This is a genomic window from Dyella sp. OK004 (genome assembly GCF_900114495.1).
Lineage (GTDB): Bacteria > Pseudomonadota > Gammaproteobacteria > Xanthomonadales > Rhodanobacteraceae > Dyella_D.
In genome coordinates this window covers 504,528-525,243 of the sequence record NZ_FOZI01000003.1, presented here as the reverse complement: position 1 = coordinate 525,243, position 20,716 = coordinate 504,528, and the positions used below count along the sequence as shown (strand labels likewise).

The 20,716-nt window shown below is 61.1% G+C and carries 21 protein-coding genes; 3 read left to right on the top strand and 18 right to left on the bottom strand.

The window, feature by feature from the left end:
* Window positions 1-2 precede the first annotated feature (2 nt).
* The 3 genes from BM338_RS14795 to BM338_RS21830 form a co-directional block, all read right to left on the bottom strand.
* Window positions 3-440 (bottom strand): universal stress protein, encoded by a 438-nt coding sequence (locus BM338_RS14795; RefSeq protein ID WP_090452583.1) that lies wholly within the window; start codon window positions 438-440, stop codon window positions 3-5.
* Between the two features lie 14 nt (window positions 441-454).
* Window positions 455-1,282 carry a universal stress protein gene (locus BM338_RS14790; RefSeq protein WP_090451946.1) on the bottom strand — a complete coding sequence of 276 codons (828 nt, stop codon included), beginning with the start codon at window positions 1,280-1,282 and terminating at the stop codon, window positions 455-457.
* 205 nt (window positions 1,283-1,487) lie between these two features.
* Window positions 1,488-1,838, bottom strand: a complete 351-nt coding sequence (locus BM338_RS21830) for a hypothetical protein (protein WP_255367324.1) — start codon at window positions 1,836-1,838, stop codon at window positions 1,488-1,490.
* Here BM338_RS21830 and BM338_RS14780 point away from each other — a divergent pair.
* Complete coding sequence (locus BM338_RS14780) at window positions 1,837-2,766, top strand: CBS domain-containing protein (RefSeq protein WP_090451944.1); 930 nt, start codon at window positions 1,837-1,839, stop codon at window positions 2,764-2,766. The two genes, BM338_RS21830 and BM338_RS14780, sit on opposite strands and share 2 nt — an antisense overlap.
* 37 nt (window positions 2,767-2,803) lie before the next feature.
* Here the strand turns inward: BM338_RS14780 and BM338_RS21640 are convergent, their stop codons facing one another.
* The 8 genes from BM338_RS21640 to BM338_RS14745 form a co-directional block, all read right to left on the bottom strand.
* The gene (locus tag BM338_RS21640) at window positions 2,804-2,971 is read right to left on the bottom strand and encodes a hypothetical protein (protein ID WP_177229366.1); all 168 of its coding nucleotides are present in this window, start codon (window positions 2,969-2,971) and stop codon (window positions 2,804-2,806) included.
* A gap of 31 nt (window positions 2,972-3,002) precedes the next feature.
* Window positions 3,003-3,557, bottom strand: a complete 555-nt coding sequence (locus BM338_RS14775; protein WP_090451943.1) for a flavodoxin family protein — start codon at window positions 3,555-3,557, stop codon at window positions 3,003-3,005.
* Window positions 3,558-3,689: 132 nt separating this feature from the next.
* The gene (locus BM338_RS14770) at window positions 3,690-4,931 is read right to left on the bottom strand and encodes an MgtC/SapB family protein (RefSeq protein WP_177229365.1); all 1,242 of its coding nucleotides are present in this window, start codon (window positions 4,929-4,931) and stop codon (window positions 3,690-3,692) included.
* A gap of 79 nt (window positions 4,932-5,010) precedes the next feature.
* Window positions 5,011-6,438: an MBL fold metallo-hydrolase gene (locus BM338_RS14765; protein WP_090451936.1), complete on the bottom strand. Its 1,428-nt coding sequence runs from the start codon at window positions 6,436-6,438 to the stop codon at window positions 5,011-5,013.
* Between the two features lie 3 nt (window positions 6,439-6,441).
* On the bottom strand, window positions 6,442-7,326 hold the full coding sequence (locus BM338_RS14760; protein WP_255367323.1) for a universal stress protein: 885 nt from the start codon (window positions 7,324-7,326) through the stop codon (window positions 6,442-6,444).
* Window positions 7,327-7,352: 26 nt separating this feature from the next.
* Entirely contained in the window at window positions 7,353-7,919 is a 567-nt protein-coding gene (locus tag BM338_RS14755; RefSeq protein ID WP_090452577.1) for a GNAT family N-acetyltransferase, read from the bottom strand.
* A gap of 136 nt (window positions 7,920-8,055) precedes the next feature.
* Complete coding sequence (locus BM338_RS14750; protein WP_090451934.1) at window positions 8,056-8,496, bottom strand: universal stress protein; 441 nt, start codon at window positions 8,494-8,496, stop codon at window positions 8,056-8,058.
* A 20-nt stretch (window positions 8,497-8,516) separates the two neighbouring features.
* Window positions 8,517-9,278, bottom strand: a complete 762-nt coding sequence (locus BM338_RS14745) for a glucose 1-dehydrogenase (protein ID WP_090451932.1) — start codon at window positions 9,276-9,278, stop codon at window positions 8,517-8,519.
* Between the two features lie 168 nt (window positions 9,279-9,446).
* On the opposite strand from BM338_RS14745, the gene BM338_RS14740 reads away from it, so the two are divergent.
* Window positions 9,447-10,733: an NRAMP family divalent metal transporter gene (locus BM338_RS14740; protein ID WP_255367322.1), complete on the top strand. Its 1,287-nt coding sequence runs from the start codon at window positions 9,447-9,449 to the stop codon at window positions 10,731-10,733.
* A 39-nt stretch (window positions 10,734-10,772) separates the two neighbouring features.
* Here BM338_RS14740 and BM338_RS14735 read toward each other — a convergent pair whose 3' ends face one another.
* Window positions 10,773-11,396, bottom strand: coding sequence for a c-type cytochrome (locus BM338_RS14735; protein ID WP_177229364.1), 624 nt, complete (start codon window positions 11,394-11,396; stop codon window positions 10,773-10,775).
* 40 nt (window positions 11,397-11,436) lie between these two features.
* Window positions 11,437-12,837, bottom strand: coding sequence for a hypothetical protein (locus BM338_RS14730; protein ID WP_218156357.1), 1,401 nt, complete (start codon window positions 12,835-12,837; stop codon window positions 11,437-11,439).
* 674 nt (window positions 12,838-13,511) lie between these two features.
* Between BM338_RS14730 and BM338_RS14725 the strand changes: the two genes are divergently transcribed.
* On the top strand, window positions 13,512-13,907 hold the full coding sequence (locus BM338_RS14725; protein WP_090451928.1) for a lysozyme inhibitor LprI family protein: 396 nt from the start codon (window positions 13,512-13,514) through the stop codon (window positions 13,905-13,907).
* A gap of 157 nt (window positions 13,908-14,064) precedes the next feature.
* On the opposite strand, the gene BM338_RS14720 is transcribed toward BM338_RS14725, so the two are convergent.
* The 5 genes from BM338_RS14720 to BM338_RS14700 form a co-directional block, all read right to left on the bottom strand.
* Window positions 14,065-15,504: an MBL fold metallo-hydrolase gene (locus BM338_RS14720; protein WP_177229363.1), complete on the bottom strand. Its 1,440-nt coding sequence runs from the start codon at window positions 15,502-15,504 to the stop codon at window positions 14,065-14,067.
* Between the two features lie 62 nt (window positions 15,505-15,566).
* Complete coding sequence (locus BM338_RS14715; protein WP_255367321.1) at window positions 15,567-16,892, bottom strand: glycoside hydrolase family 2; 1,326 nt, start codon at window positions 16,890-16,892, stop codon at window positions 15,567-15,569.
* A 161-nt stretch (window positions 16,893-17,053) separates the two neighbouring features.
* Window positions 17,054-17,746, bottom strand: coding sequence for a metallophosphoesterase family protein (locus tag BM338_RS14710; protein ID WP_090451922.1), 693 nt, complete (start codon window positions 17,744-17,746; stop codon window positions 17,054-17,056).
* Window positions 17,747-17,897: 151 nt separating this feature from the next.
* Entirely contained in the window at window positions 17,898-18,641 is a 744-nt protein-coding gene (locus tag BM338_RS21700; protein ID WP_218156356.1) for an AraC family transcriptional regulator, read from the bottom strand.
* A 283-nt stretch (window positions 18,642-18,924) separates the two neighbouring features.
* Complete coding sequence (locus tag BM338_RS14700; RefSeq protein ID WP_255367320.1) at window positions 18,925-20,517, bottom strand: carboxylesterase/lipase family protein; 1,593 nt, start codon at window positions 20,515-20,517, stop codon at window positions 18,925-18,927.
* Window positions 20,518-20,716: the final 199 nt, after the last annotated feature.

The following is a 20,716-nucleotide window of genomic DNA, read 5'->3' as shown; positions in this document are numbered from 1 at the left end:
ACCTAATGACAGACCAGTACAGGGACGGACGACTCCAGCAACACCTTGGCTGTTTCGCTGCCAAGCAGCAGGCGACTGACCCCATGTCGGCCATGAGAAGCCATCACTACGAGATCGCAGCGTTGCTCGGCGGCTACCCGCACAATGGCCTGGTATGGATGGTCGTTGAATTCATGCGCGCATTCGCACGCCACGCCCGCCTGGCGACAGGCCGCGTTGATCGCTTCCAGATATCGCTCGACGCGCTGGATGGCTTCTTTGACATAGTCAGCCGGCGTCGCTTCGATCACATCGATCACCGAGGAGACCATATGGAAGGTGGGTGCGGCATAGAAGCCGCAGACGCTTGCCTTGAGACTGGCAGCGAGCTCGACGCCGAGCGCGATAGCTTTCTCAGACAAGGCCGAACCATCGGTTGGGATCATGATGCGCTTGAACATATCGACCTCTGCAATCAATGAAGCATCAGAACGGGGATCGTCGCTTGCTCCAGTACGGACCTTGTCGCTCCGCCAAGCACCCATTCGCTGAAGCGGGTGTGGCCGTAGGCGCCCATGACCAGGAGGGTGGCCCCGGCATGTCCGGCGGCGGCCAGCAAGGTAGCGCCGATGTCCCTATTACCGTCATTGAGCCGTTTGCTTTCCGCAGCGATGCCATGGCGAAGCAGGTAGCTGGCCAGATCAAATGGCGGGCGCCAGGACAGCATGCTGATGGGCTGCTGCTGTTCGCCATGCAGAATCACCACGCGCAGTGCGCGCGCGAGCAGCGGCAACGCAGCGTGCACAGCATGAAGCGCCTCGGCGGAACCGTTCCAGGCAATGGCCACGGTGTCCAGGGCGGGAAGGTTGAGCTGGCCTGGCGGAACGACAAGGCTGGGGATGCCCGAGCCCATCACGATATTGCCCACCGCCGAGAGCGAACCCCAGGGGGTGTCATTGCTGCAGTCAATCACCAGCAGGTCGTGGTAGCGGCTGGCTAGCGCCAGGGTGTCGGGTACATACCCTTCTGCTACCTGCCAGGACGTCTTGTGTACCCCCAGTTTATGCACGTAGTCCACGAACGGAGGGCCGGCGGCGAACGCCTCATCTTCAAGCTGGCGCGTGGTTTCGAATAGCAGAGCGAGCAGCTCCGGCGCTTCGAAGGCCGGGATGGCGGCGCTCGGCGACGGGCAAATCCATATGCCGGTCAAGTGAGCGTCGAAGGCCGTCGCCAGACGGGCGGCGTATTCAACGCCAGGCGACCACACTTTGTAGCTTTCGGAATAAACCAGCACATCGCGCATGACGTCTCATCCCGGCAGAGGATTGATGGCCCAATGCATGTGACTGGGCCCCCACGATTCGTAGGGGTCAGGGTAGTCAGCGATGCGATCCGCACGTTGATCTGCATCAACTGCGCATCACGGGCCTCAAGCCGTCGTACCACCGGGTCGGCGGGTCATGACGATCACGCCGGGTAGCGCCAGCGCGGAATAGCTCAGAGCATCCCTAGGGCTTGGTAAAGCCCAGATACAAGGTGATTTGATCACCAGCTTTCAACGGAGCCATCGCCGGCGGCGGGAAATGCACCCGCAAAGCCATACCTCCGGTGGTCACGTCGACGATGCCGGTGGCGGGATCGGTGGCGGTCACCGTCGCCTGCATGGTGTGTCTGCCATCGACATCGCGGACCTTCATGACCCCGACGCGATTCGCTGGCCCGACAGGTTGGCCCGTCGCCCGATCCTGCGATGCCGGTGCCGGAGGCATGCTGTCCTGTGCATGGAGCGGCGCGTTGGCGAACAGCGCCGCGGCCAGTACTCCCAATGACGCCGTGCGAGTCAGATAGGTGAGTTTCATGATGACCCCTCCGTCGGCGGGTGCCGGCGTGAAGCCCCCAGGCTGCGCCCGCTGTCGTCAAGAAGAGCTGAAGATCCGCGATGCAGCCGTCGTTGCCGGAAAGAGCGAGACAGAGCGAACGACGCGCAAGAAGTTGACCCAGGTCAATGAGCCATGTCACGCAGTACCGATACTGAGAATCTCAGCGAGGGCCGAAGCCATGAAAGTCAGCGATGCCATGACACGCCAGGTGGCGACAATCGCCCCCAGGGCCAACATCAGCGACGCCATGCGCCTGATGCTGCGGACACATATCAGTGGTCTGCCAGTGGTCGACCGCAAAGGAATGCTTGTCGGCATACTCACCGAAGGCGATCTCATGCGCCGCGGGGAACTGGGCACGGAGCAGAAACATCCTCGCTGGCTCAGCTTCCTGATGGGGCCGGGGCGCCTTGCGCGCGAGTACGTCGACTCGCACGGATGCACGGTGGAGGAAGTCATGACGCCAGAGGTGATCACCATCCACAGAGAAGCCCCGCTGGCCGAAGCGGTGAATCTGATGGAGGAGCGTCAGATCAGGCGCATCCCGGTGGTTCATCAGGGTCGGCTTGAAGGCATCCTGAGTCGTGCGGATCTGATGCGGGCCGCTCTGTCGAGAACCCCTGGGTTAGTCTCGGCCGATACTTCGGATGCCACGATCAGCGAGCGCATCGCGATGGAATTTGACTCGCAATCCTGGGCGCCACGCACCACAGCACATGCGGATGTGCGTCGCGGCGTTGTCCATCTGCACGGGGTGATCGTCAACGATGCCATGCGTGACGCATTGAGGGTGTTGGTGGAAAACATTCCAGGCGTCATCCGCGTCGAGGACGAATTGACTACGGTGGAACCCATGTCGGGCCAAATAGTGAGCTTGCCTCCGGATCGTCAGGCCGGTTTGTCATAGATTCGGCGCGAATCGCCAACCGCACCGACGCGCATCGCTAAAGCCGGCGACGGTTCCAAAGCGCGATGACAAACATCACGACATTGACCGCGCAGAGCCATTCAAGTGTCGGCTTCAGGATGGGCGTCTTGTCCAGCCCGATCAGTACGGCACATACGATGGCGAAGATGAGGAAGAGAACCGATATAGGCGAAAACGCGCGCATGGAATATCTCCTCTTTCAACGGTCGTAGCGCTCAGGACTGCCATTTCAGTGAAGGACACGCTGACTGGGGTTCGCCACATGTCGCGATATGTGGAGCCGCTGGCCGCATCGCAGCCCTCTCGAGTTCACTCGCAAAGTCGTGGATCGGCGCGAGACATTGGTCGTGAAGAACTTGGCCATGCGTGAGCGCCAGCGTAGCCACGGGTGGGTGGTTGAGCAGCTCCTGCATGTCGGCGAAAGCACGGCGGGCATCCTTGCCACCCATGGTGGTAAAGAACGCAGCCTTGCGCATCTGAGGTGCATGGTCATTGAGAAAGCGGCGCATGGGGCTGGAAAGGCGCCCCATCCAAACGGGGGTGCCAAGCACGATCAGGTCATAGCGCGACAGCGGAGTGCAGGTGGGCTCGATGGCCGGCAAGGACCGACCCATGACCTCCAGTGCGGAGCGCAAGTATCCCGACAGTCCGCGACGAGACTGTATGTCCTGAACAGCAAGGAGGTCGGCGCCCAGTTTTTCCGCCAGCTGTTTGGCGACCTGGCGCGTGGTGCCGGAGCGGCTGTAGTAAACGACCAGTATGGACGGCATGGTGTATCACCCCCGTAGTTACGTTCTCTATGCAAGGGATCCCTATCCCCCGGGACACATCCTGGCGCGTGTGCCCAGCCATCGACTTGATGCAGGTCAACCAGGGATGACCTGTCGTTACACGCGGCGCGCCTAGACGGTGAGCAAGGTGATCGCAAAGCCCGAAACCATGGCGATAACCCCGGGGATGACGCGCAGCGCATAGGAGCGGCTGCCCTTGACGAGCGCCATGGTGCATTTGAGCAACGAGTTGGTGGTGAGCGCGATCAGTACCCCCACCGCCGCTCGCTCCACATCAACCTGTCCTGTTGCGGTGGCCTGAGCGACAGAAGCCGCGGCGGCGTGAACGTCGGCCAGCCCGGAAAGCATCATCACCCAGGGCAGGCTTGCGTTGCCCAGAGCGCTGCGAATGATGGCGCTCACAAGCATGATCCCCGCCAGCACGGCAACAAATCGCAGCACAGCGGCCGGCTTGAAAGGGCGATTTCCGGCAAGCGTATCCACCGGGATGGATGAGGAGAACGTTCGCCAGCTGGACAAGACCGATGCCGCTACCGCGGTGGTGCCAGCGACCATCAGCGGCACAGCAATATGTGCCAGCAGTGCGCGTGACAACGAGCCAACCACCACCGCCAATTGCACGATGGTGCCTACGTTCGACATGACCGCGGCGCTTGCCGCCGCTGCAGTGAGTCGAGGCGCTTCCCTGGCCCGGTCCGCCATGGCGGCGACGGTCAGGGTGCTGGAAACAAAACCGCCGGCCAGACCGGCAACCGCCAATCCGAGCCGCGAACCAAACGAACGAAGGGTGAGATAACCAAGCGACGAAATCGACATCACCGCCACTACCAGAAACCAAAGCCGGTGCGGATTGATGGCGGCCCAAGGGTCGATGGTGCGATCAGGCAACATGGGAAGAATGACAAAGGCAGCAGTAGCGAGAATCAGCAGATCGTGCAGTTCCTGCGCGGTCAGCCACTGCCGGGCGAACATATGCAGTCTTCTCCGGCTCGCCAGCAGAACAGCGACGATCACGCCAATCCCGCCGGCCAGTTCAGGCATCGACATCGCCAGGATTCCCAGCAGAAAGGTCACCAGCATCGCCATCTCGGTGGTGAGGCCGGGGTCGCGCTGGCGCGTCCGCCGATAGCTGACCACCATCGCCAGCGCAATAAAGAAACTGGCGGCATAAATGCCTTTCGTGCCGATCAGGGTCGCGATAGCACCGGCGAGACCAAGCAAGGCAAAGGTGCGCACGCCGGCTTGACTACGCATCGGCCCGGTGCGTTTGTTCCGTTCCCGCTCGAGTCCTATCAGCAGGCCGACGCCAAGAGCAACGCCAAGGCCCAGCGCGCTGATGGCTATTTCACTCATGTTGGAGCCTGGCGACATAGGCCTGCCTATGAAGGGCGATCCGGCGGCAAAGACATGCCCCCGGCCACCGCCGTTGTTCTCAGAGGGGGATGGATTCGTGGATGGCGGGTATCTGGCTGGCGATGCCGCGATCAGTCAGGCATTGCTCCATGGCCTTCATGCCGCGGTTGTATTCGCCGTGTACGAGAAACACTTTGCGCGGATGGCGATGGCCCAGCCAGGCAAGCAGCGATCCCTGATCGGCATGCGCCGAGAAACCATTGATGGTCCAGATTTGCGCGCGCACGCGGATCTCATCGTTGAATATCCGGACGCTTGGCGCACCATCGATGATGCGCCGGGCGAGCGTGCCTTCGGCCGCATAGCCGACAAAGACGATGCTGCTCTTGTCACGCCACAGGTTGTGTTTGAGGTGGTGTTGGACGCGGCCGCCATTGCACATCCCCGAGCCCGCCAGAATGATGGCCCCGCCTTCGATATGGTTGATCGCCATCGATTCGGCGGACTCCCGCGTGAAGTGCAGCCCCGGCATGGCGAACGGGTCGCCGCTTTGCAGCTCCTTGACGAAGTTCTCGCCAAAACACTCCGGGTGGCGGCGAAAGATCTCGGTGGCGGAAACCGCCATCGGCGAGTCGAGGAAGATGGGGATATGCGAGGGGATGGCGCCGTCCTCTATGCCCCGGTGAAGGTAATAGAGCACGTCCTGTGCGCGTTCCAGCGCAAAGGTGGGAATGATCACGTTGCCATGGCGCTCGATGGTCTGGCGCACGGCTTGATGCAGTTCATCCACTGAATCGGGCAAGGGACGGTGCGGACGGTCGCCATAGGTCGTTTCCATCACCACGTAATCGGCGTCCGGTGCGGGCGCGGGATCGCGCAGGATGGGGCGCCCGGGGCTACCCAGGTCGCCGGAGAACACCATTCGGCAAGTGTCTTCGCCATCACCGAGTTCAAGCAGAATGGAGGCGGAGCCGAGGATATGGCCGGCGTCCAGAAACTGAGCGTGGATGCCCTGCGTGACGGCCACCCAGTCGCCGTAGCGCACGTCGCCGGTGAAGAACTCAAGCGCGTGGAAAGCGTCATCGAGTGTATACAGCGGCTCCATCTTCGGCTCGTCGCGGCGACGTGCGCTGCGTTGCTGGCGCCGTGCCGCCTCTTCCTGCAGGCCGGCGGCATCGATGAGCACGACGCGCGCCAGTTCCCGCGTTGCCGCGGTGGTGAAAATCGGCCCGCGAAACCCTTCGCGCACCAGCCGCGGAATGCGGCCGCAGTGATCCAGATGCGCGTGCGTAAGCAGAAGCGCATCGATACTGGCCGGATCGAAGCCAAAGGGCTGGTAATTGGCCCGCTCTTGCTCAGCGCCGCCCTGGAACAGTCCACAGTCGATCAATATGCGCCGTCCGTTGCAGGTGACCAGGTGGCACGAACCCGTTACCTGTTTCGCCGCACCATGGCAGCTATAAGTGATGTTCCGGGTTTTGCGGGGAGCTTCCGTTGCGTGACTCATGCGTTAGTGCTGCATCAGTAATGGAATTTTCGCGTGCTGCAGGGCGTGCCTGGTGGCGCCGCCAAGAATCCGCTCGCGTGTACGCGAATGTCCGTAGGCGCCCATCACCAGCAGGTCGGCATGCAGGTGCGCGGCCTCCTGAAGCAACTTTTCCCCGGCGAGGTGATGAGGCCCCCGGATGCAATGAGGTTGCGCGGCAACGTTATGGCGCATCAGGTAGGTAACGGGGTCAAACCGCGGCGGGTGGCCGGTGAGATCCTCGGGGTTCAGTCGTTCGCCATCGATCAGGGTGACTTCCTTGGCGGCCTCAAGGAATGGCAGCGCGGCATGCAGCGCGCGTGTGGATTCGATGCTTCCGTTCCAGGCGATCAGGATGCGTTTGAAGGCGATCCCGCCCTTCCAGTCGGGCGGCAGGATCAGGCAGGGGAGGCGGCAGCTCAGCATCGTCTCACCCAGGATGTCGAGCAAGGCATGGCCTTCCACCATGTCGCGCTCCAGTATGGCCAGGTCGTGCCAGGCGCCCAGCTGGCGCAGCGTTGGCGCCACACCGGTATGGGTGACCGCCCAGGCCGCATCGGACACTCCTGATGCGCGAGCCAGCGATTCAAAAGCGGCACGTTCGCCGTGATCCTCATCCCACGCACGCATCAAAAGGCCAAGTACCGTGGGTTCCGCGTCGGCGCCGCTGAGCGTACGCAACGACGGGTCTACGTAGCAGCCGGTCAGGCGGCTTCCCCACTGCCGGGCCAGGGCGATGCCCGCTGTGGCGGCAGGGCTCCACGGGTCGGTCGAAGTGACCAATGCCACCACATCGTTCGGCCAGTGAGGCGACGGCGCGGGATCGGCGCCCGTTGCGGCGGTCTCTGTTTCTTCGGCATACATGGACATGTTCAGTTTCCCTTTGAGCTTAGGGATCACAGATCCAGGCTATGGATGACCTGCGCGGCATCCTGCGGATCACGTTTCCGGTCGAACCCTAGATACTTCGCCAGATCGCGCATGGGCTCATTGGATGCAGCATCCATCGAGAACATCTGGCGGAATCCGTTATGGCGGGCCACGCCAATCAGGTGACGCATCAGCGCGACACCGAGACCGCGGTGCTGCCAGTCGTCGGCGACGGTTACGGCGCATTCGCAGTGCTGGTCGTCGCCGGAGGCGCTGTAGCGGCTCACGCCCACCTCGCGCAATTCGCCGTTGTCGTGCACGAGCGCTACAAACGCCATGCTCTTCTTGTAATCCACGTTGACCAACTGATCGAGCAACGCGGGATTCGCCTCCCGGATTTCACCCAGGAAGCGGAAATGCCTGGACTCCGGCGACAGCCGCTCGATGAAATGGCTCTCGCGTTCGCGATCTTCAGGCCGGATCGGCCTCACCAACACATGGCTTCCGTCGTTCAGCGTTTCGATCCAGTGCTCGCCGGTCAGCAGCGGGGTTGTGGTATCGGTGCCGGGTGGCTGGGTGGAGGGAGTGGTCATGATGCGATCTCCGGTGATCACGAAATACGGGATGGCCGGCATATATCAGCGATACCGACGATGTTGTTGTACGCCGCACCTGGCGGCATGACTTGACCAGGATCAACAAGCGGAATGATCCCGTTTCGATGTGAAGCTAGTGACACACCAGTACGGGAACATCGGTGCTCAGCATCGTCCTGTAGGTCTCGCTGCCAAGGATGAGCCGGTCCAGCCCGCTCCGGCCGTGAGACCCCATGACAATCAGGTCGCACTGGCGCTTGGTGGCCTCGCCCACGATGGCCGTGTAGGGGCGGTGGTCGAAGGTATAGTTGCCGTCGTAGGCAACGCCTGCGGCGTTGGCACGCTGGCTGACTTCTTCAAGACAGCGCTCCGCCAACTTCACCACGCCTTCGACATAAGCGGGCTCTGCAGGCGTTTGAATCACTCCAGCGAAGTAAGTCACCGCGGAAAATGGTGTTGCGACGTAAAGAGCATGCACCTGGGACCCCAGTGATTTAGCCAACGCGATACCGATATCGACGGCGCGCAATGCCAGCTCGGAACCATCGGTCGGCAACAGAATGTGCTTGAACATATCAGTGCTCCCTTCGGGGATCAGTGGCAGCTGTAGCCGCCGTCAATGACCAACTCGCTTCCCGTCACGAATTTCGATTCGTCGGAAGCCAGATAGACGACGCCCCAGGCGATGTCATCCGGTTCGCCCATGTGGCCGAGCGGATGCAATGCGCCGACGTCGCTGCGGTGCTGCTCCGGGTCTCCGCCCAGCGCGGCGAGGTGGTGCTCCACCATGGGCGTCCAGATGAAACCGGGGTGGATCGAATTCACCCGGATCCGGTCGGCGGCGTAGTACAGGGCGTCAACCTTGCTCATAAGCCGTACCGCCCCCTTGGAGGCGTGATACGGGGGGACATCGGGTGCCCCCACGAGGCCGTAGATGGACGACAGGTTGATAATGCTGCCGCCACCGGCGGCACGCATCGGCGCAATGGCGTGCTTGGTGAAAAAGAACACGCCTTTGACATTGACGGCCTGCACCTGGTCCCACTCGGCTTCAGTCAGTTCATGCGTCGGTTTATTCGCCCCCGAGATGCCTGCGTTGTTGACCAGTACGTCCAGCCGGCCAAACCGATGGACAATGTCGGCGATCACTTGTGCCACCTCGGATTCCTTCGTGACATCCGCATGAAAGTAGAGGGCACGGTCCCCCAGCTTCGCCGCCAGCTTTTGTCCCTCGTCATCGAGCAGGTCGACGATGGCCACGCGCGCGTTTGCTTCAACCAGGCGGGTGGCGCATGCAGCACCAATCCCCAGCGCGCCACCGGTTACCAGTGCGACCTTGCCATCGAGCCGCCCCATGACTGCACCCCCACAAGAATGTGGTGACAGCGTGCGCGGGCCGGGGGCAGGCGATCTTGATCGTAGTCAACTAAAGGCCCGATCGATGCCATGATTGACGAACGTCAATTTCGCGATGGCAAAAAGCGTTAGCGTGCCAGCGATTGATACCGAAACGGGGGTGGCACCTTGGCTGAGACACCTGGCATCGACCACGCAGTTGCTCCCGTTCGGGCGCCGCCCCGGCATTGGCTGCGCCGGCTTGGCGCCGGCCTCATCACCGGGGCGGCGGATGACGACCCGAGCGGCATCGCTACCTATTCGCAGGCCGGCGCTCAGTTTGGTTACACCACGCTGTGGACCACGCTATTTACGCTGCCCTTGATGATCGGCATCCAGACGATCTGTGCCCATGTGGGTCGCGTGACCGGGCGCGGATTGGCGGCCAATATGCGCCTGCATTTTCCGCAGCCCCTGGTGCTTGTATTGGTCAGCCTCTTGTTGCTGGCCAATATCATCAATCTTGCCGCGGACATTGGCGCGATGGGGGCGGCACTGACCCTTCTGGTGGGTGGGCCATCCGCCCTATACGCGCTGGGCTTCGCATTGTTGTCACTGGCGCTGGAGGTGGTGATTCCCTTTCCCCGTTATGCGCCTTTGCTCAAGTTGCTCACGCTGAGTCTGTTCGCCTATGTGCTGACCGTGTTGGTGATCGACGTGCCCTGGCGTGAGGTAGCTACCCAGTGGTGGCCATCACGTCAATCGGGGCACAACTATCTGGTGACCGTCGTTGCTGTGTTCGGCACAACCATCAGCCCGTACCTGTTCTTCTGGCAGGCGTCACAGGAAGCGGAGGAAGAAGAGAGCGCGGCGGATCAGTCACCACTGGAGGCTGCTCCCGAACAGGCCAGTGCCGCGTTTGAGCGGATCCGCTTCGATACCGACATCGGCATGTTCTATTCCAACGTGGTGGCGTTCTTCATCATGCTGACGACGGCCGTGGTACTCCATCCGCACGGCATCACCGACATCAATACCTCGGCGGAAGCAGCGCAGGCACTCAGGCCATTGGCGGGACGCTTTGCATCGTTGCTCTTTGCTGCCGGCATTGTGGGCACCGGCTTGCTGGCCGTGCCGATCCTCGCCGGATCGGCAGCTTATGCGGTTGCCGAAACATTCGACCGTCAATCCGGACTCGGGCGCAAACCGGCGGACGCCAAGCTGTTCTATCTGATCATCATCGGCGCAACGGTGTTGGGCACGTTGCTGAGTCTCTCGCCGATGGACCCCATCCGCATGCTGTTCTGGTCAGCCGTGATCAATGGCGTGATCTCTGTTCCCTTGATGGTCGGCATCATGTGGGTGGCCACCCACCGCGCTGTGATGGGACGTTTTGCCATCGATGGGGCTTTGCGCTGGCTCGGCTGGCTGGCTACGGCGGCGATGGCGATGGTGGTCATCGGCACGCTGCTTTGATGCGGGCCTGCCATGTGGTGCGCGGGTGCTGGAGGGCGCCTACAACGATTGCAGATAGGCCGCGACCTCATTCATTTCTTCCGGGGTGAGATTCTTGATGATGCCGTGCATCACTGGTGAGTTACGCAGATTCCCCTGGATCACCTTGAGCTGACGCACGATGTAGGGCGCGTGCTGCCCCGCCAGGCGAGGAAAGATGCCATTGCCTTGGGCATGGTCACCGTGGCAGCTGGCGCAAGCCACCACACGATCGCCGATGCCTTGGGTAAACAGTTTTTGCCCGGCAGCCACCAGCGCGGGATCTGAGCTGACCCCATGTGGCGGGGATTGCCTGGCGAAGTAGCGCGCAAGAGCGGCTGCCGTGTCGTCGTCGATCAGCGTGGTCATGCCGAGCATATAGTCGTGCGCCTCTTGCTCGCTGCGTCCACCGCTCTTGAACGCCTGTATCTGAGCCACGAGATAGGCTTGTTGCTGTGCGGCCAGTTTAGGGAAGGTAGGCGACACGCTATGGCCGCCGGGACCATGGCAGCTCGAACAGACCTGGCTTGCCAGCTTGGTGGCCGCGTCATCGCTGGCCGCAGTCGACTGGGCGCTGGCTGCGGTCGCGATCACACATGGCAGCAGGATGCATATCCCCAGGTGCAGCACGTTGATACGAGTCATGACGTGTCCTCGCTTGGATTTCGCATCTGAGCTGTGCATGTCAGTACACCAGCCACACATTGGCGAATACCGTGTTGTTGTCACTGGCCCGGCGCCCTGAACCATCGTAGTTGCTGCGCGAGCCGTTGAATTTCCCGTAACCGTAGTACTGCAGCATCAGGCGCAGGTTTTGCAGCGGCAGATAATCCAGCTCGACGATATAACCGTTCGTATTTGGACTGCCGTTGGCACTCCCACCTACCGAGCCTGGCCCGTATAGACCCGCATCGGTCGTTCCATGGGTTCGAAACAGCGCCAGCGATGCGCCGTACTTTCGCCTGAAGTAATAGGTGGCCTTGAATTTATCGGTGGTCAACGTGTCATGGGCATTCGCCGGCGTTGGCCCAGCGCCGATCGGCGATCCAGTCAGGGTGGCGGGATAGCTTGCGTGGTAGTCCTGTTTCTCGTGGATCCGCGTGAACTGGAAGGTGTAGGTGTGCGGATCGCTGATGTGCTGGAATTGCGCATCGACCGCGATGTCGGTGAAGCGATCGGTTGGGGTGAATGGCGTGGTGTTGTCGGGGTACAGCCGGAACTGCGCGCCATAGGCACCGACCATCAGCGAGTTGAAACCCCATTCGCGGTTATAGGCCACGCGCCAGTAAGGGTTCACGCCACTAAGGCGATGCACACCGCCCGGGGAATGAATGTCTTGGCCAGCACGCAGTGGTGAGAAGAAGCCATCGGCCGTCTGATAGCCGGTCAGCTCCACGTACACGCTGCGGTTCCAATAGACGTAGCCGCCCACACCGGCGACCTGCTGAGCCAGCGCGCCATCGAGCATGGTGGCGGCAGCTGCGCCAATGCCATTGGGCGGCACGGTGAAGGGAAAGCCGAATGCCGGCGTGCTGTTCCACACATCCTGCACGGTAGGGTTGTTGTGAATAGTGAGGCCGTAGAGCCAGCGCATATCGGTCTGGTCGGTGTTCTCCGAGCGGCCGACGATGCGCAGGTCGGTGTTGTCGATGCCGCTATGGCCTACCGTGCCGCCAGCACTATTTGTCGCGAGATTGTTATAGGTCCACTGGATCCAGCCACCGATGTTGTCGGTGATCTTGCCGGCCGCGAATACGCTCGCGGCGGAAAGCACCGGCTGGTTGGTTTTGGGAACGATCTTCTGGCCCTGGTCATCCTTGTTGTTGCTCACACTGGTGACGCCGAACTGCGCCATCATCGCCAGTGGCAGTTCCTGCCGTTTGCCGATGGTGTAGCCGCTGAGTTTGAACATGCGGCCGTAAGGCGTCAGCTCAGGAAAGCTCACGTGACAGGCCACGCAGGCTTGCCCGGTCTGCCTTGCGTAGGCCGGCAAAGCACGCGCGGTGTCGATAAGCGCGAGCCAGGTCAGCAAGCTAAAGCAGGCAACCAACCCCGCGCTATACGCAAACGCTCGGCTGTGGCGCATTGAAGTATCTCCCCACGAACATGCCCCATGCATGGAAAGAGATTCCGCTTGTGGCTAAGGCTCGAAGTTGATCGAGGTCAACTATCGGTGGGATTGTCGCGAATTCACCGGCTCAACGAGGTCGCGATCAGGAGGTGCTCGGGCAGAGGGGGCGTCGCAACAGTGCAGCTCGCCAACCAATCGGAGCGGTGATGCCCCCTTGTTCGTGGTGCTTTGTCGCCTGAAAGGAGCAAGGATCGCGGCGGGGAAGTGGACCAAGCCATCGACGGCCTGATAGCCCTGCATGCCAGCCCATAAACTCGCTGCTCGATTAGGAATGTCCGCTTGTGGTCAAGGGTGGGCGCCGGGCAGGGTGATTAGAGGGGGTTATCGAGGGTGGGCAGACTGAGCCCTCCGCGAGCGAGCCAGCGGCTAGGGTTCGCCCTAGTGGGCGGGGGTTTGCCCTGATGTTTCAATGGAGAGCGCGATCCAACCATACGGAGATGGCAGACATGATCCGTCGCGTCTCTGATGTTCCAGCGGCCTCGCCCATTCAGCACTGTGATTCACTACCGCCATCGTTGTTGGCGCGCAGTATCGAGTGCAGTGTTCGGGGCGCGCATTTTTTGATGCAAAAATGGCCCACTATCAGCTGACCAGGCCCTACCTCAGTCAGAGAGACTCAAAAGATCGCCATGATATTCCGCAAATCAGCTCTCGTTTTTGGCGCCGCCCTCTGTATCGCCGCATTTTCTGCAAGCGCACAGGAGGGTGCGGAGTTCAGCGCATGCCTGGATCAAGCAAGCGGCGTTCCCTGGAAAATGTCGGAATGCCATAAAGCTGAAATCGGCAGATGGGACCCGAGACTGAATGCGGCCTATCAGACGCTTTTGCGTCGGTTCAAGGACAAGGAGCGGGCTCAATTGCAGCAAGAACAGAGAGCATGGCTGAAGCATCACTTGAGCGAGACCCACCGTCTGGCTGCCCAACCGGATATTGGGGACGCCGCATTCGAAGTATCGGAGAGTTTTGAGTTGGATGATTTGATCAAGCGAACGTTGGCGCTTGAGAAGCTCGTCAACGAGAAGTGATCTGATGCGGGTATCCCGCCGCAGCCACCAAGCCACGGGTGTCGGTATGGAAGGCGTTCCTTTTCATGTGCTTGCTCCGGCTGGGTTGGATTAAAGGAAGCCCTGGTCATTGGCCGCCTCGGACTGAATCAAACGAATGTATCGGGGAGTGGACGGCTTATTGAGCTACAGGTGCTGCCTGGCGTAAGCGCACAGACTCAGCCAGATCCTTCGTACCGCCGCTGCGGCCATGCACGCCAACAATGTGCGCAACGACAAGCTTCTCTCGCGCAATCAATCCTGCTAATTCTTCGGCACCTTCGAACGCTGGGGGGATGGGGCCGACCTCCGGCAAATAGAACAGATCCCCCTGAAAGACCGTATGCGACTGTGGTGCATAACCAACCAGCATGGTTGAAGCATGCGTGCTGGCCAGGGGATAGATCGTGACTGTCGTCTTGCCAAGATCAAGCTCGCGAGGCTGAGCCACCTGCTGCAAATGCAGCTCTGTTTTGTCGCCAAACTGACGTCGCAGTGCGATATCCGCATCCGTTCCGGCCAGCACCTGTGCACCATCCTTGAGGTAAGCGGGCAGCCCGGCAACATGATCGCCATGGACATGCGAAACCACAACGTAGGCAATGGGCTTTCCCGGAGCGGTGCGATGAATTAGCGCGGCCACCTGATTGGCCTCATCTACACTGACAGGCGCATCGAAAACGGCTACCGAGCGTTCGCCAACCACAAAGCCAGTGTGATAGCCGGAAGTCGTGCCATCGACTCGCCAAGTCCCATGACCAAGATCCGTCGCACGCAATAGGCCGCGCAAGCCCTTTTCCTGGTAACCCGGTGGCAAATGGAATGCATCGGCTGGCAGTGTTGACTGGAGCCGAGCGCTGATAGTGTCCCACTCAGCAATCAGTTGCTCGCCCTTGAACCGCGCCATGTGTTTCGGCTGGCTCAGTTTCTGCTGTTCGCGATAGTTGGTGTACACATAGCGATCTTTGCCCACGATGGCTTCATTCACCTGTGCGCTAACAGGGTCGAGCATCAGTGTCACTGGCCGAGCAACAGCATCCTTATAGGTGATTTCTACTTTGCCGCTCTTCATTGACGCGATGGGGTGATGATCGACCGCGTCGCGCAGCAGCATCGTGGGAATCAGAAACAAGAAATCCGCATAGTCTCCACGCGCACCTTCAGCCGAGTCGCGCAAGATTTCGATGCCCTCACGCCAATGCATCGGATCCACAGTGGCCGAGCCGTTGCGAGAGCCCACAGTCATAAATCTAAACTCGATGCCGCCCGGGTAGTGGCTGTCGGTTTGCAGGCTGAAGCGGCCATCGTTAACCAGTAGCAGCGACTGCTGCGAAGCTACTTTCGCAAAGGGCTGGGTTGGGTATTGAGCCTGCTCGGGCTGGTTACGGTTACCTTGTATTTGAAGCGCGACAGCCATGTCGCCGTCGGGCACGGCCAGCTTGGCGGTAGCCCGCTCAAGTACCTGCTGCGCCGTCGGTGTCGAAGCCGCGCTGCCGGCCACGCACGAAGCACTAGCGATAACCAGCAGACCAGCAAGGCTTGTAAAAATGGAGGTGCGTGCGAACGGCTTCTGCTTCATTGCAGGGACCTCATTCTGTTGAATGGATGGAGCGAATCCGGCTGGCGATTTCATCGCGGCCATCATCGCGCGCTCTTCGAATGCAAGGTTCGCACGATCAGCAAAGCCAGCAGCGGTATTGCGATCGCATAGACATATTGCGTAAGCGTTACGCCGATGCCAAACGGAAACCAGATGGTTGGGACGCCGATCGAGCCCAGTTCGCCTGCATATTGCGACACCAGGATAGTGGCCATCGTGGCGACCGCCATTCCGCGCATCGGGCCGCTGCGAAGTATCCGCACGGCAATCAGCACGAGCAACACGAGCAGTCCGAGCCGAAAGACGTGGGTCATCGCCGCAAGCTGCATCAGGCCACTCACGATGCCCACCAGAGTAAGCAGCAGGGCGGCTCCATCGACGGCTCGCGAGGCGCGCGTGCTCCAACGGTTCCAGGCGAGCGTCCAGGCGGCAAGGCTAAAGGGCATCCAGAGTACTTTTGACAACCAGGCGTAGGTGGGCAGGCTCATCAGATCGGTCCACGAGACAATCGCGTTGTCGAGGCGCTTCACTGCCGACAGCGCGAGTGCGATGCAGACAAACGCGATGAAGCCCGGGTGGCTGCTGCGCCGCCGGACCGCAAGCGCCAGACCGATAAGCGCAAACATCGCCAGGGGCTCGACCACTTCGACGATGTAGCCTGCGATCGTGCGCCACCATTCCACCCGGTACAGCGCGTAGCTCTCCGGGCGCGGTGCCAGCGTCGGCGCGACGTGTATACCACCGCCATCGGGGTTGGCGTCGTTGCCCGGCTGCATGAACGCGCGAATGGTGAGCACCCCACGAGTACCGACCGTATCAGCGGGAAGCGCAAAAATCATCGGCCGTGTGCCGACGACTCTGGGGGATGCGCCAAGCCGCCCCGATCCGCCCAGTCGCACGCCGTTCCAATACAACTCGTAACCATCGTCGACGGCAGTGGGCCCCAGGACATCCCATGCACGGTTTCCTGCCGGTACCGTCACTGTGCGTCGATACCAGGCATACCCCTGATAACCGGGGTGGCCGTGCACCATCCAACCCCCGACATAGTTCGGCAGACCGACATCGCCATCATGGCTGCTTGCCGGTGCGCTCAGGTCCATCGTTTCCCAACCGCTATCGTCCACGTCCGCATCGGCCCAGTGCGGATCGTCGCCGATATGAAATCGCCATGCGCCATCCAGCAATGGGGCAGCGGCACGTAATGCGGATGGGTCGGGGCGGCCACCGATCGCCAGGACAGCGATCGTGCCGCCCAACGCAAGCAAGCTAACAACGACGATCCAGATCACGAAAATGCGGCGCGGTGTATCGGGCGCCATGCCAACGGGGGAAGCGGGCTCGGTGGATCCTGTTGCACTCGTCATCTGCTGATCCTGGTAGGGCGCGTCAGTGCATGTGTTTTACAAAAGCGGGGACGTACCACACATCGTTTTGTCGGACGACTCACGATGAGGTGCTTGTCGTCTCAATCTAGCCAGCATCTGTTGGAGAGTTCCACCCATCTTTCGACGCATGGTTTCGTTGATCAAACGTATCCCGTGCGCAGAATGGTAGTCAGGCGTTCCACAATAGGCGGTGCAAGGGCCAAGGCCTCGATTTTCCGGATCGTGGTATCGACGGGGTAGGGGTAGGACTTCAGGCTGAACTTGCCGCCCTCCCAGGTGGCGTAGCAGGCATCGGATCCACCGGAGCGCGGCTGCCCTAGGCTTCCGGGGTTCAGCAAGACCTTGTTGCCGATGGTTCGGACAAACGGGATGTGGGAATGACCCACCAACAGGACATCGCCGGGCGTGCTCTCGATCTCATCAAGCCAAGCATCGGCATCGGGGGCGAGCCGCCCGTACATGGGGTTAGACGGCGTGGCATGAACCATATGAAACACGGTGCCGCGCTGCTCGCGGGTTGCCTGGAGGGGAAGGTCGCGCAGAAAGTTTTTCTGTTGCGCACTGAGCACGGACGAGGTGTGTCGCCTGCTGGCCGTGGCCAGTTCACGGTAGCGCGGCGACCAGGTCGAGTCATCTTCATAAGCGACGGCTTGGTCGTGATTCCCGCGAACAATAACGTGGGCTTTGGTCATCATCTCCTCGACGATCTTCTCGGGCTCAGGACCGTAGTTGACCAAGTCCCCAAGCACCCACAGCTCATCGTAGTTCTCCTCGGGCAAGTGAGACCACGCGTCGTAGTTGCCATGGAGATCCGAGACGATCACTACTTTCATAGGCGCGTTTCCGTTCCAGCCATTGCCGTTGAATCAAGACCACGCTGGCGATAAGCAGCGCCGCACCCACCAGTCGTGCGAGATTCGCCAGGCGCCGCGATGATCGCAGGCTATTTCGGCCTGCCAGAGATGTCTGGAACGAATGTGACGCTCACGGACCAGTGCGGTAGCGGCCAGGCGCGACGCCAAAGGTCCGACGAAACAAGCGTCCAAGATGACTCTGGTCGGCAAATCCAGCCGCCGCGGCCGCATCAGCAGGGGATACTCCTGCACGAAGGAGCTTTCGCGCGCCATTTAGCCTGGCCATGATGCCGAACGTTTGCGGCGGCATCCCATGGACTCGCCGGAAGGCTCGGGAGTAGCCCTCACGGCTCATAGCGAACTCTCGCGCAGCGGCGGTCACCGATACGACCAAGTCGCTCATCAAAGGCAGGGGAGCGACGTTGTTCATAGGCACGGGGTTTATGGACCTGGGGTAGCGGTACTCGCGGACCAGACTAGCCAGCGTGTCCACTTGTAGACGCGCCTCCTGGCACCAGAGCACAGCAAGGCGATCCAGCAGGGCGCGTGTGTCGCACTCAGATGCACGCAAATAAAGATTGATGCATACCACGCCATCCGGCTCCGGCAATGAGCGATGAGGTGTCCCCGCCGGAATACAGACGCCTTGGCTCGGCCCAATGATCACCAGCTCCGTACCAATAAGGAACCGCCGATAGCCGGAGATCACGAACGTGACCTGGTCCTCGTCGTGAAAGTGGTCCGGAAGGCCGACGTCCTCGCCATGAACAAGGGCGAGCTCGACGATATCTGCGACACCCGGACGCCAGTAAGCCCATGCGTCATCAGGCAACTCGAAGGGTGCCATACCGACAATGCCAGGAGACTGGTTCAATCGAGATCCTCAAGATAATTGGCGACTGCTTTTCTCGGGCGTCGACGCCACCTGGAATCTGTGCAGCTCGCCGTGCGCAGGATACTGTTCATCCCACGCGGGATGGCGCTCGTTACTCGTTCTTGCTCTCCGTGCCCCACTTACAAAGGTGAAGCACCAACGTGGCCCCGCTCAATCCGTCACTTCCACAAACCGACTGGCTCGCTGCCACTCGGCCGCTGTAGGCCGTGATCGCGCAAATGAATCGAGAGCTGACGGCGTTAGTCATGGCAACAGCCCGACTTTACAGGGTGCCACCAGCCTCGACGCGCTGCAGAAACTCATAGCGCGCCGCGTCGCGATCAACCATCGGGTGTGTATCCGCGCCGATGACCTGACGCGACAAGCCGCCATTCTTGCTCGCCGCGACCGGCCAATGCGGCAGGCCTGGGCCATTGGGATCGCCTGTCTTGATAAAACGAGCCCAGTAACCCTGCATGATGTCCGAGACATGGTGATCGGCCACGGTCCAGGCATAGACCTCGTTACTGGATAAATTGCCCAGGGCATACTCAATTTCACCGCTGTGCACCGCGCCGGTATCCGGAGCTTTGCTGCGGTCGCGCCTGGATGGGCGCGCCTGGGTGAAATAGTAGTAGTACACCGGCGCTTGTCCGGTCTGGCGGTGCAGACGCATCCATTGCCAGGTCGAGAAAGTGATGAACTGGTCGCCCGCGAGCGCCGTGCCGGACGCCTTGACGTCGGCTTCGGTCCGGCCCGGATAGAACTTGAGGGCTTCCGTGGCGTGTTCGCCAAATCGCTTCTGCACTGCCGCACGATAGTTGTTGGGCGTCGGCGCCTGATCTTCGAACAAGCTGGTGTAACTGGCCTCCTGCGAGTTGGTGCCGAGCAGCAGAGGAATATGTGCCTGCTCGCCGGCCGCGTAGATAGCCTCGGGCGGGCGGGGGAGGAAGTAGCCATCGATGGTGGGCCGGAATTCGGGTGCATCCTTTTGGCCCGCAGCATCGAGTAGCGCCTGTGCGCTCATCGCGCGCAGCTGATCCAGTGAGCGCGCTCCAACACGCCGCTCGAACGCTTCACCTTCACGCGTCGCCTGGGCGAGTGGTGTCGGATTAAGGTTGCCGAGCATGGCGCCGCTTTCGCCTATCGCGCGATGCATCAGGCCCTTCGACAACGGAGAGGCCATGTGCGCCGATACCGACATGGACCCTGCCGACTCGCCGCCAATGGTCACCTGGTCCGGGTCGCCGCCGAATGCGGCGATATTGCGCTGAACCCACTGCAGCGCGGCTTGCTGGTCGAGCAACCCATAGTTACCAGCGGCGTGCTCGGGCGACTCGGCAACCAGGGCAGGGGATGCCAGGAAACCAAAGACGTCCAGCCGATAGTTCACTGTGACCGTCACGATCCCCCGTTGCGCCAGGCTGGCGCCGTCGTATCGCGGCTCCGAGCCGTCGCCAGCGATGAGCCCTCCGCCATAGAAATAGACCAGTACCGGGAGTTTCTTGCGCGGACTGTCCGCGGGCGTCCAGACGTTGAGATACAGGCAATCTTCGCTCATGCCGTCGGAACGAAACACCATGTCGCTGAACACGGGACGTTGCATGCAGCGCGGTCCGAAATGATCGGCTTTGCGCACACCCGTCCATGCGGCCATCGGTTGCGGCGGCTTCCACCGCAACGGACCGGCAGGTGGTGCGGCGTAAGGAATGCCCTTGAACTCGTTCAAACCGGTTTTGGCATCGCGAGTGCCGGACAAGCGACCTCCGGCAACGGTCGCTTCCGGCGTTGAGGTGGAAGCCAGAGTTGGCGCTGCGGTCATGGCGGCCATCAGACCCAGGAGGATGCGGCGCGAGAGCATGGATGCGTTGAGCAAGGTAGGTTCCCCTGGATTGACTGGCCTCGGAGCGTGGCATCGCTGTTTAGAGCAAGTCGCCTTCAGATATCCGCCGCATCGGCTTATGTTTTTGCCATGCGTTGCGACGGACCTCAAATCGAGCCCGTGTCTGGAGCCAGACTTGCCGCGTAGCGTGCCACAGCGCGTGGCTGGTCAAAATCATAAAAGGCTCCCTCTG

Bases quoted from the DNA above. Each gene is read 5' to 3' on its own strand.
- BM338_RS14795 (WP_090452583.1), bottom strand. From the start codon at position 440: ATGTTCAAGCGCATCATGATCCCAACCGATGGTTCGGCCTTGTCTGAG.
- BM338_RS14790 (WP_090451946.1), bottom strand. From the start codon at position 1,282: ATGCGCGATGTGCTGGTTTATTCCGAAAGCTACAAAGTGTGGTCGCCT.
- BM338_RS14780 (WP_090451944.1), top strand. From the start codon at position 1,837: ATGATGACCCCTCCGTCGGCGGGTGCCGGCGTGAAGCCCCCAGGCTGC.
- BM338_RS21830 (WP_255367324.1), bottom strand. From the start codon at position 1,838: ATGAAACTCACCTATCTGACTCGCACGGCGTCATTGGGAGTACTGGCC.
- BM338_RS21640 (WP_177229366.1), bottom strand. From the start codon at position 2,971: ATGCGCGCGTTTTCGCCTATATCGGTTCTCTTCCTCATCTTCGCCATC.
- BM338_RS14775 (WP_090451943.1), bottom strand. From the start codon at position 3,557: ATGCCGTCCATACTGGTCGTTTACTACAGCCGCTCCGGCACCACGCGC.
- BM338_RS14770 (WP_177229365.1), bottom strand. From the start codon at position 4,931: ATGAGTGAAATAGCCATCAGCGCGCTGGGCCTTGGCGTTGCTCTTGGC.
- BM338_RS14765 (WP_090451936.1), bottom strand. From the start codon at position 6,438: ATGAGTCACGCAACGGAAGCTCCCCGCAAAACCCGGAACATCACTTAT.
- BM338_RS14760 (WP_255367323.1), bottom strand. From the start codon at position 7,326: ATGTCCATGTATGCCGAAGAAACAGAGACCGCCGCAACGGGCGCCGAT.
- BM338_RS14755 (WP_090452577.1), bottom strand. From the start codon at position 7,919: ATGACCACTCCCTCCACCCAGCCACCCGGCACCGATACCACAACCCCG.
- BM338_RS14750 (WP_090451934.1), bottom strand. From the start codon at position 8,496: ATGTTCAAGCACATTCTGTTGCCGACCGATGGTTCCGAGCTGGCATTG.
- BM338_RS14745 (WP_090451932.1), bottom strand. From the start codon at position 9,278: ATGGGGCGGCTCGATGGCAAGGTCGCACTGGTAACCGGTGGCGCGCTG.
- BM338_RS14735 (WP_177229364.1), bottom strand. From the start codon at position 11,396: ATGACTCGTATCAACGTGCTGCACCTGGGGATATGCATCCTGCTGCCA.
- BM338_RS14730 (WP_218156357.1), bottom strand. From the start codon at position 12,837: ATGCGCCACAGCCGAGCGTTTGCGTATAGCGCGGGGTTGGTTGCCTGC.
- BM338_RS14725 (WP_090451928.1), top strand. From the start codon at position 13,512: ATGATATTCCGCAAATCAGCTCTCGTTTTTGGCGCCGCCCTCTGTATC.
- BM338_RS14720 (WP_177229363.1), bottom strand. From the start codon at position 15,504: ATGAAGCAGAAGCCGTTCGCACGCACCTCCATTTTTACAAGCCTTGCT.
- BM338_RS14715 (WP_255367321.1), bottom strand. From the start codon at position 16,892: ATGACGAGTGCAACAGGATCCACCGAGCCCGCTTCCCCCGTTGGCATG.
- BM338_RS14710 (WP_090451922.1), bottom strand. From the start codon at position 17,746: ATGAAAGTAGTGATCGTCTCGGATCTCCATGGCAACTACGACGCGTGG.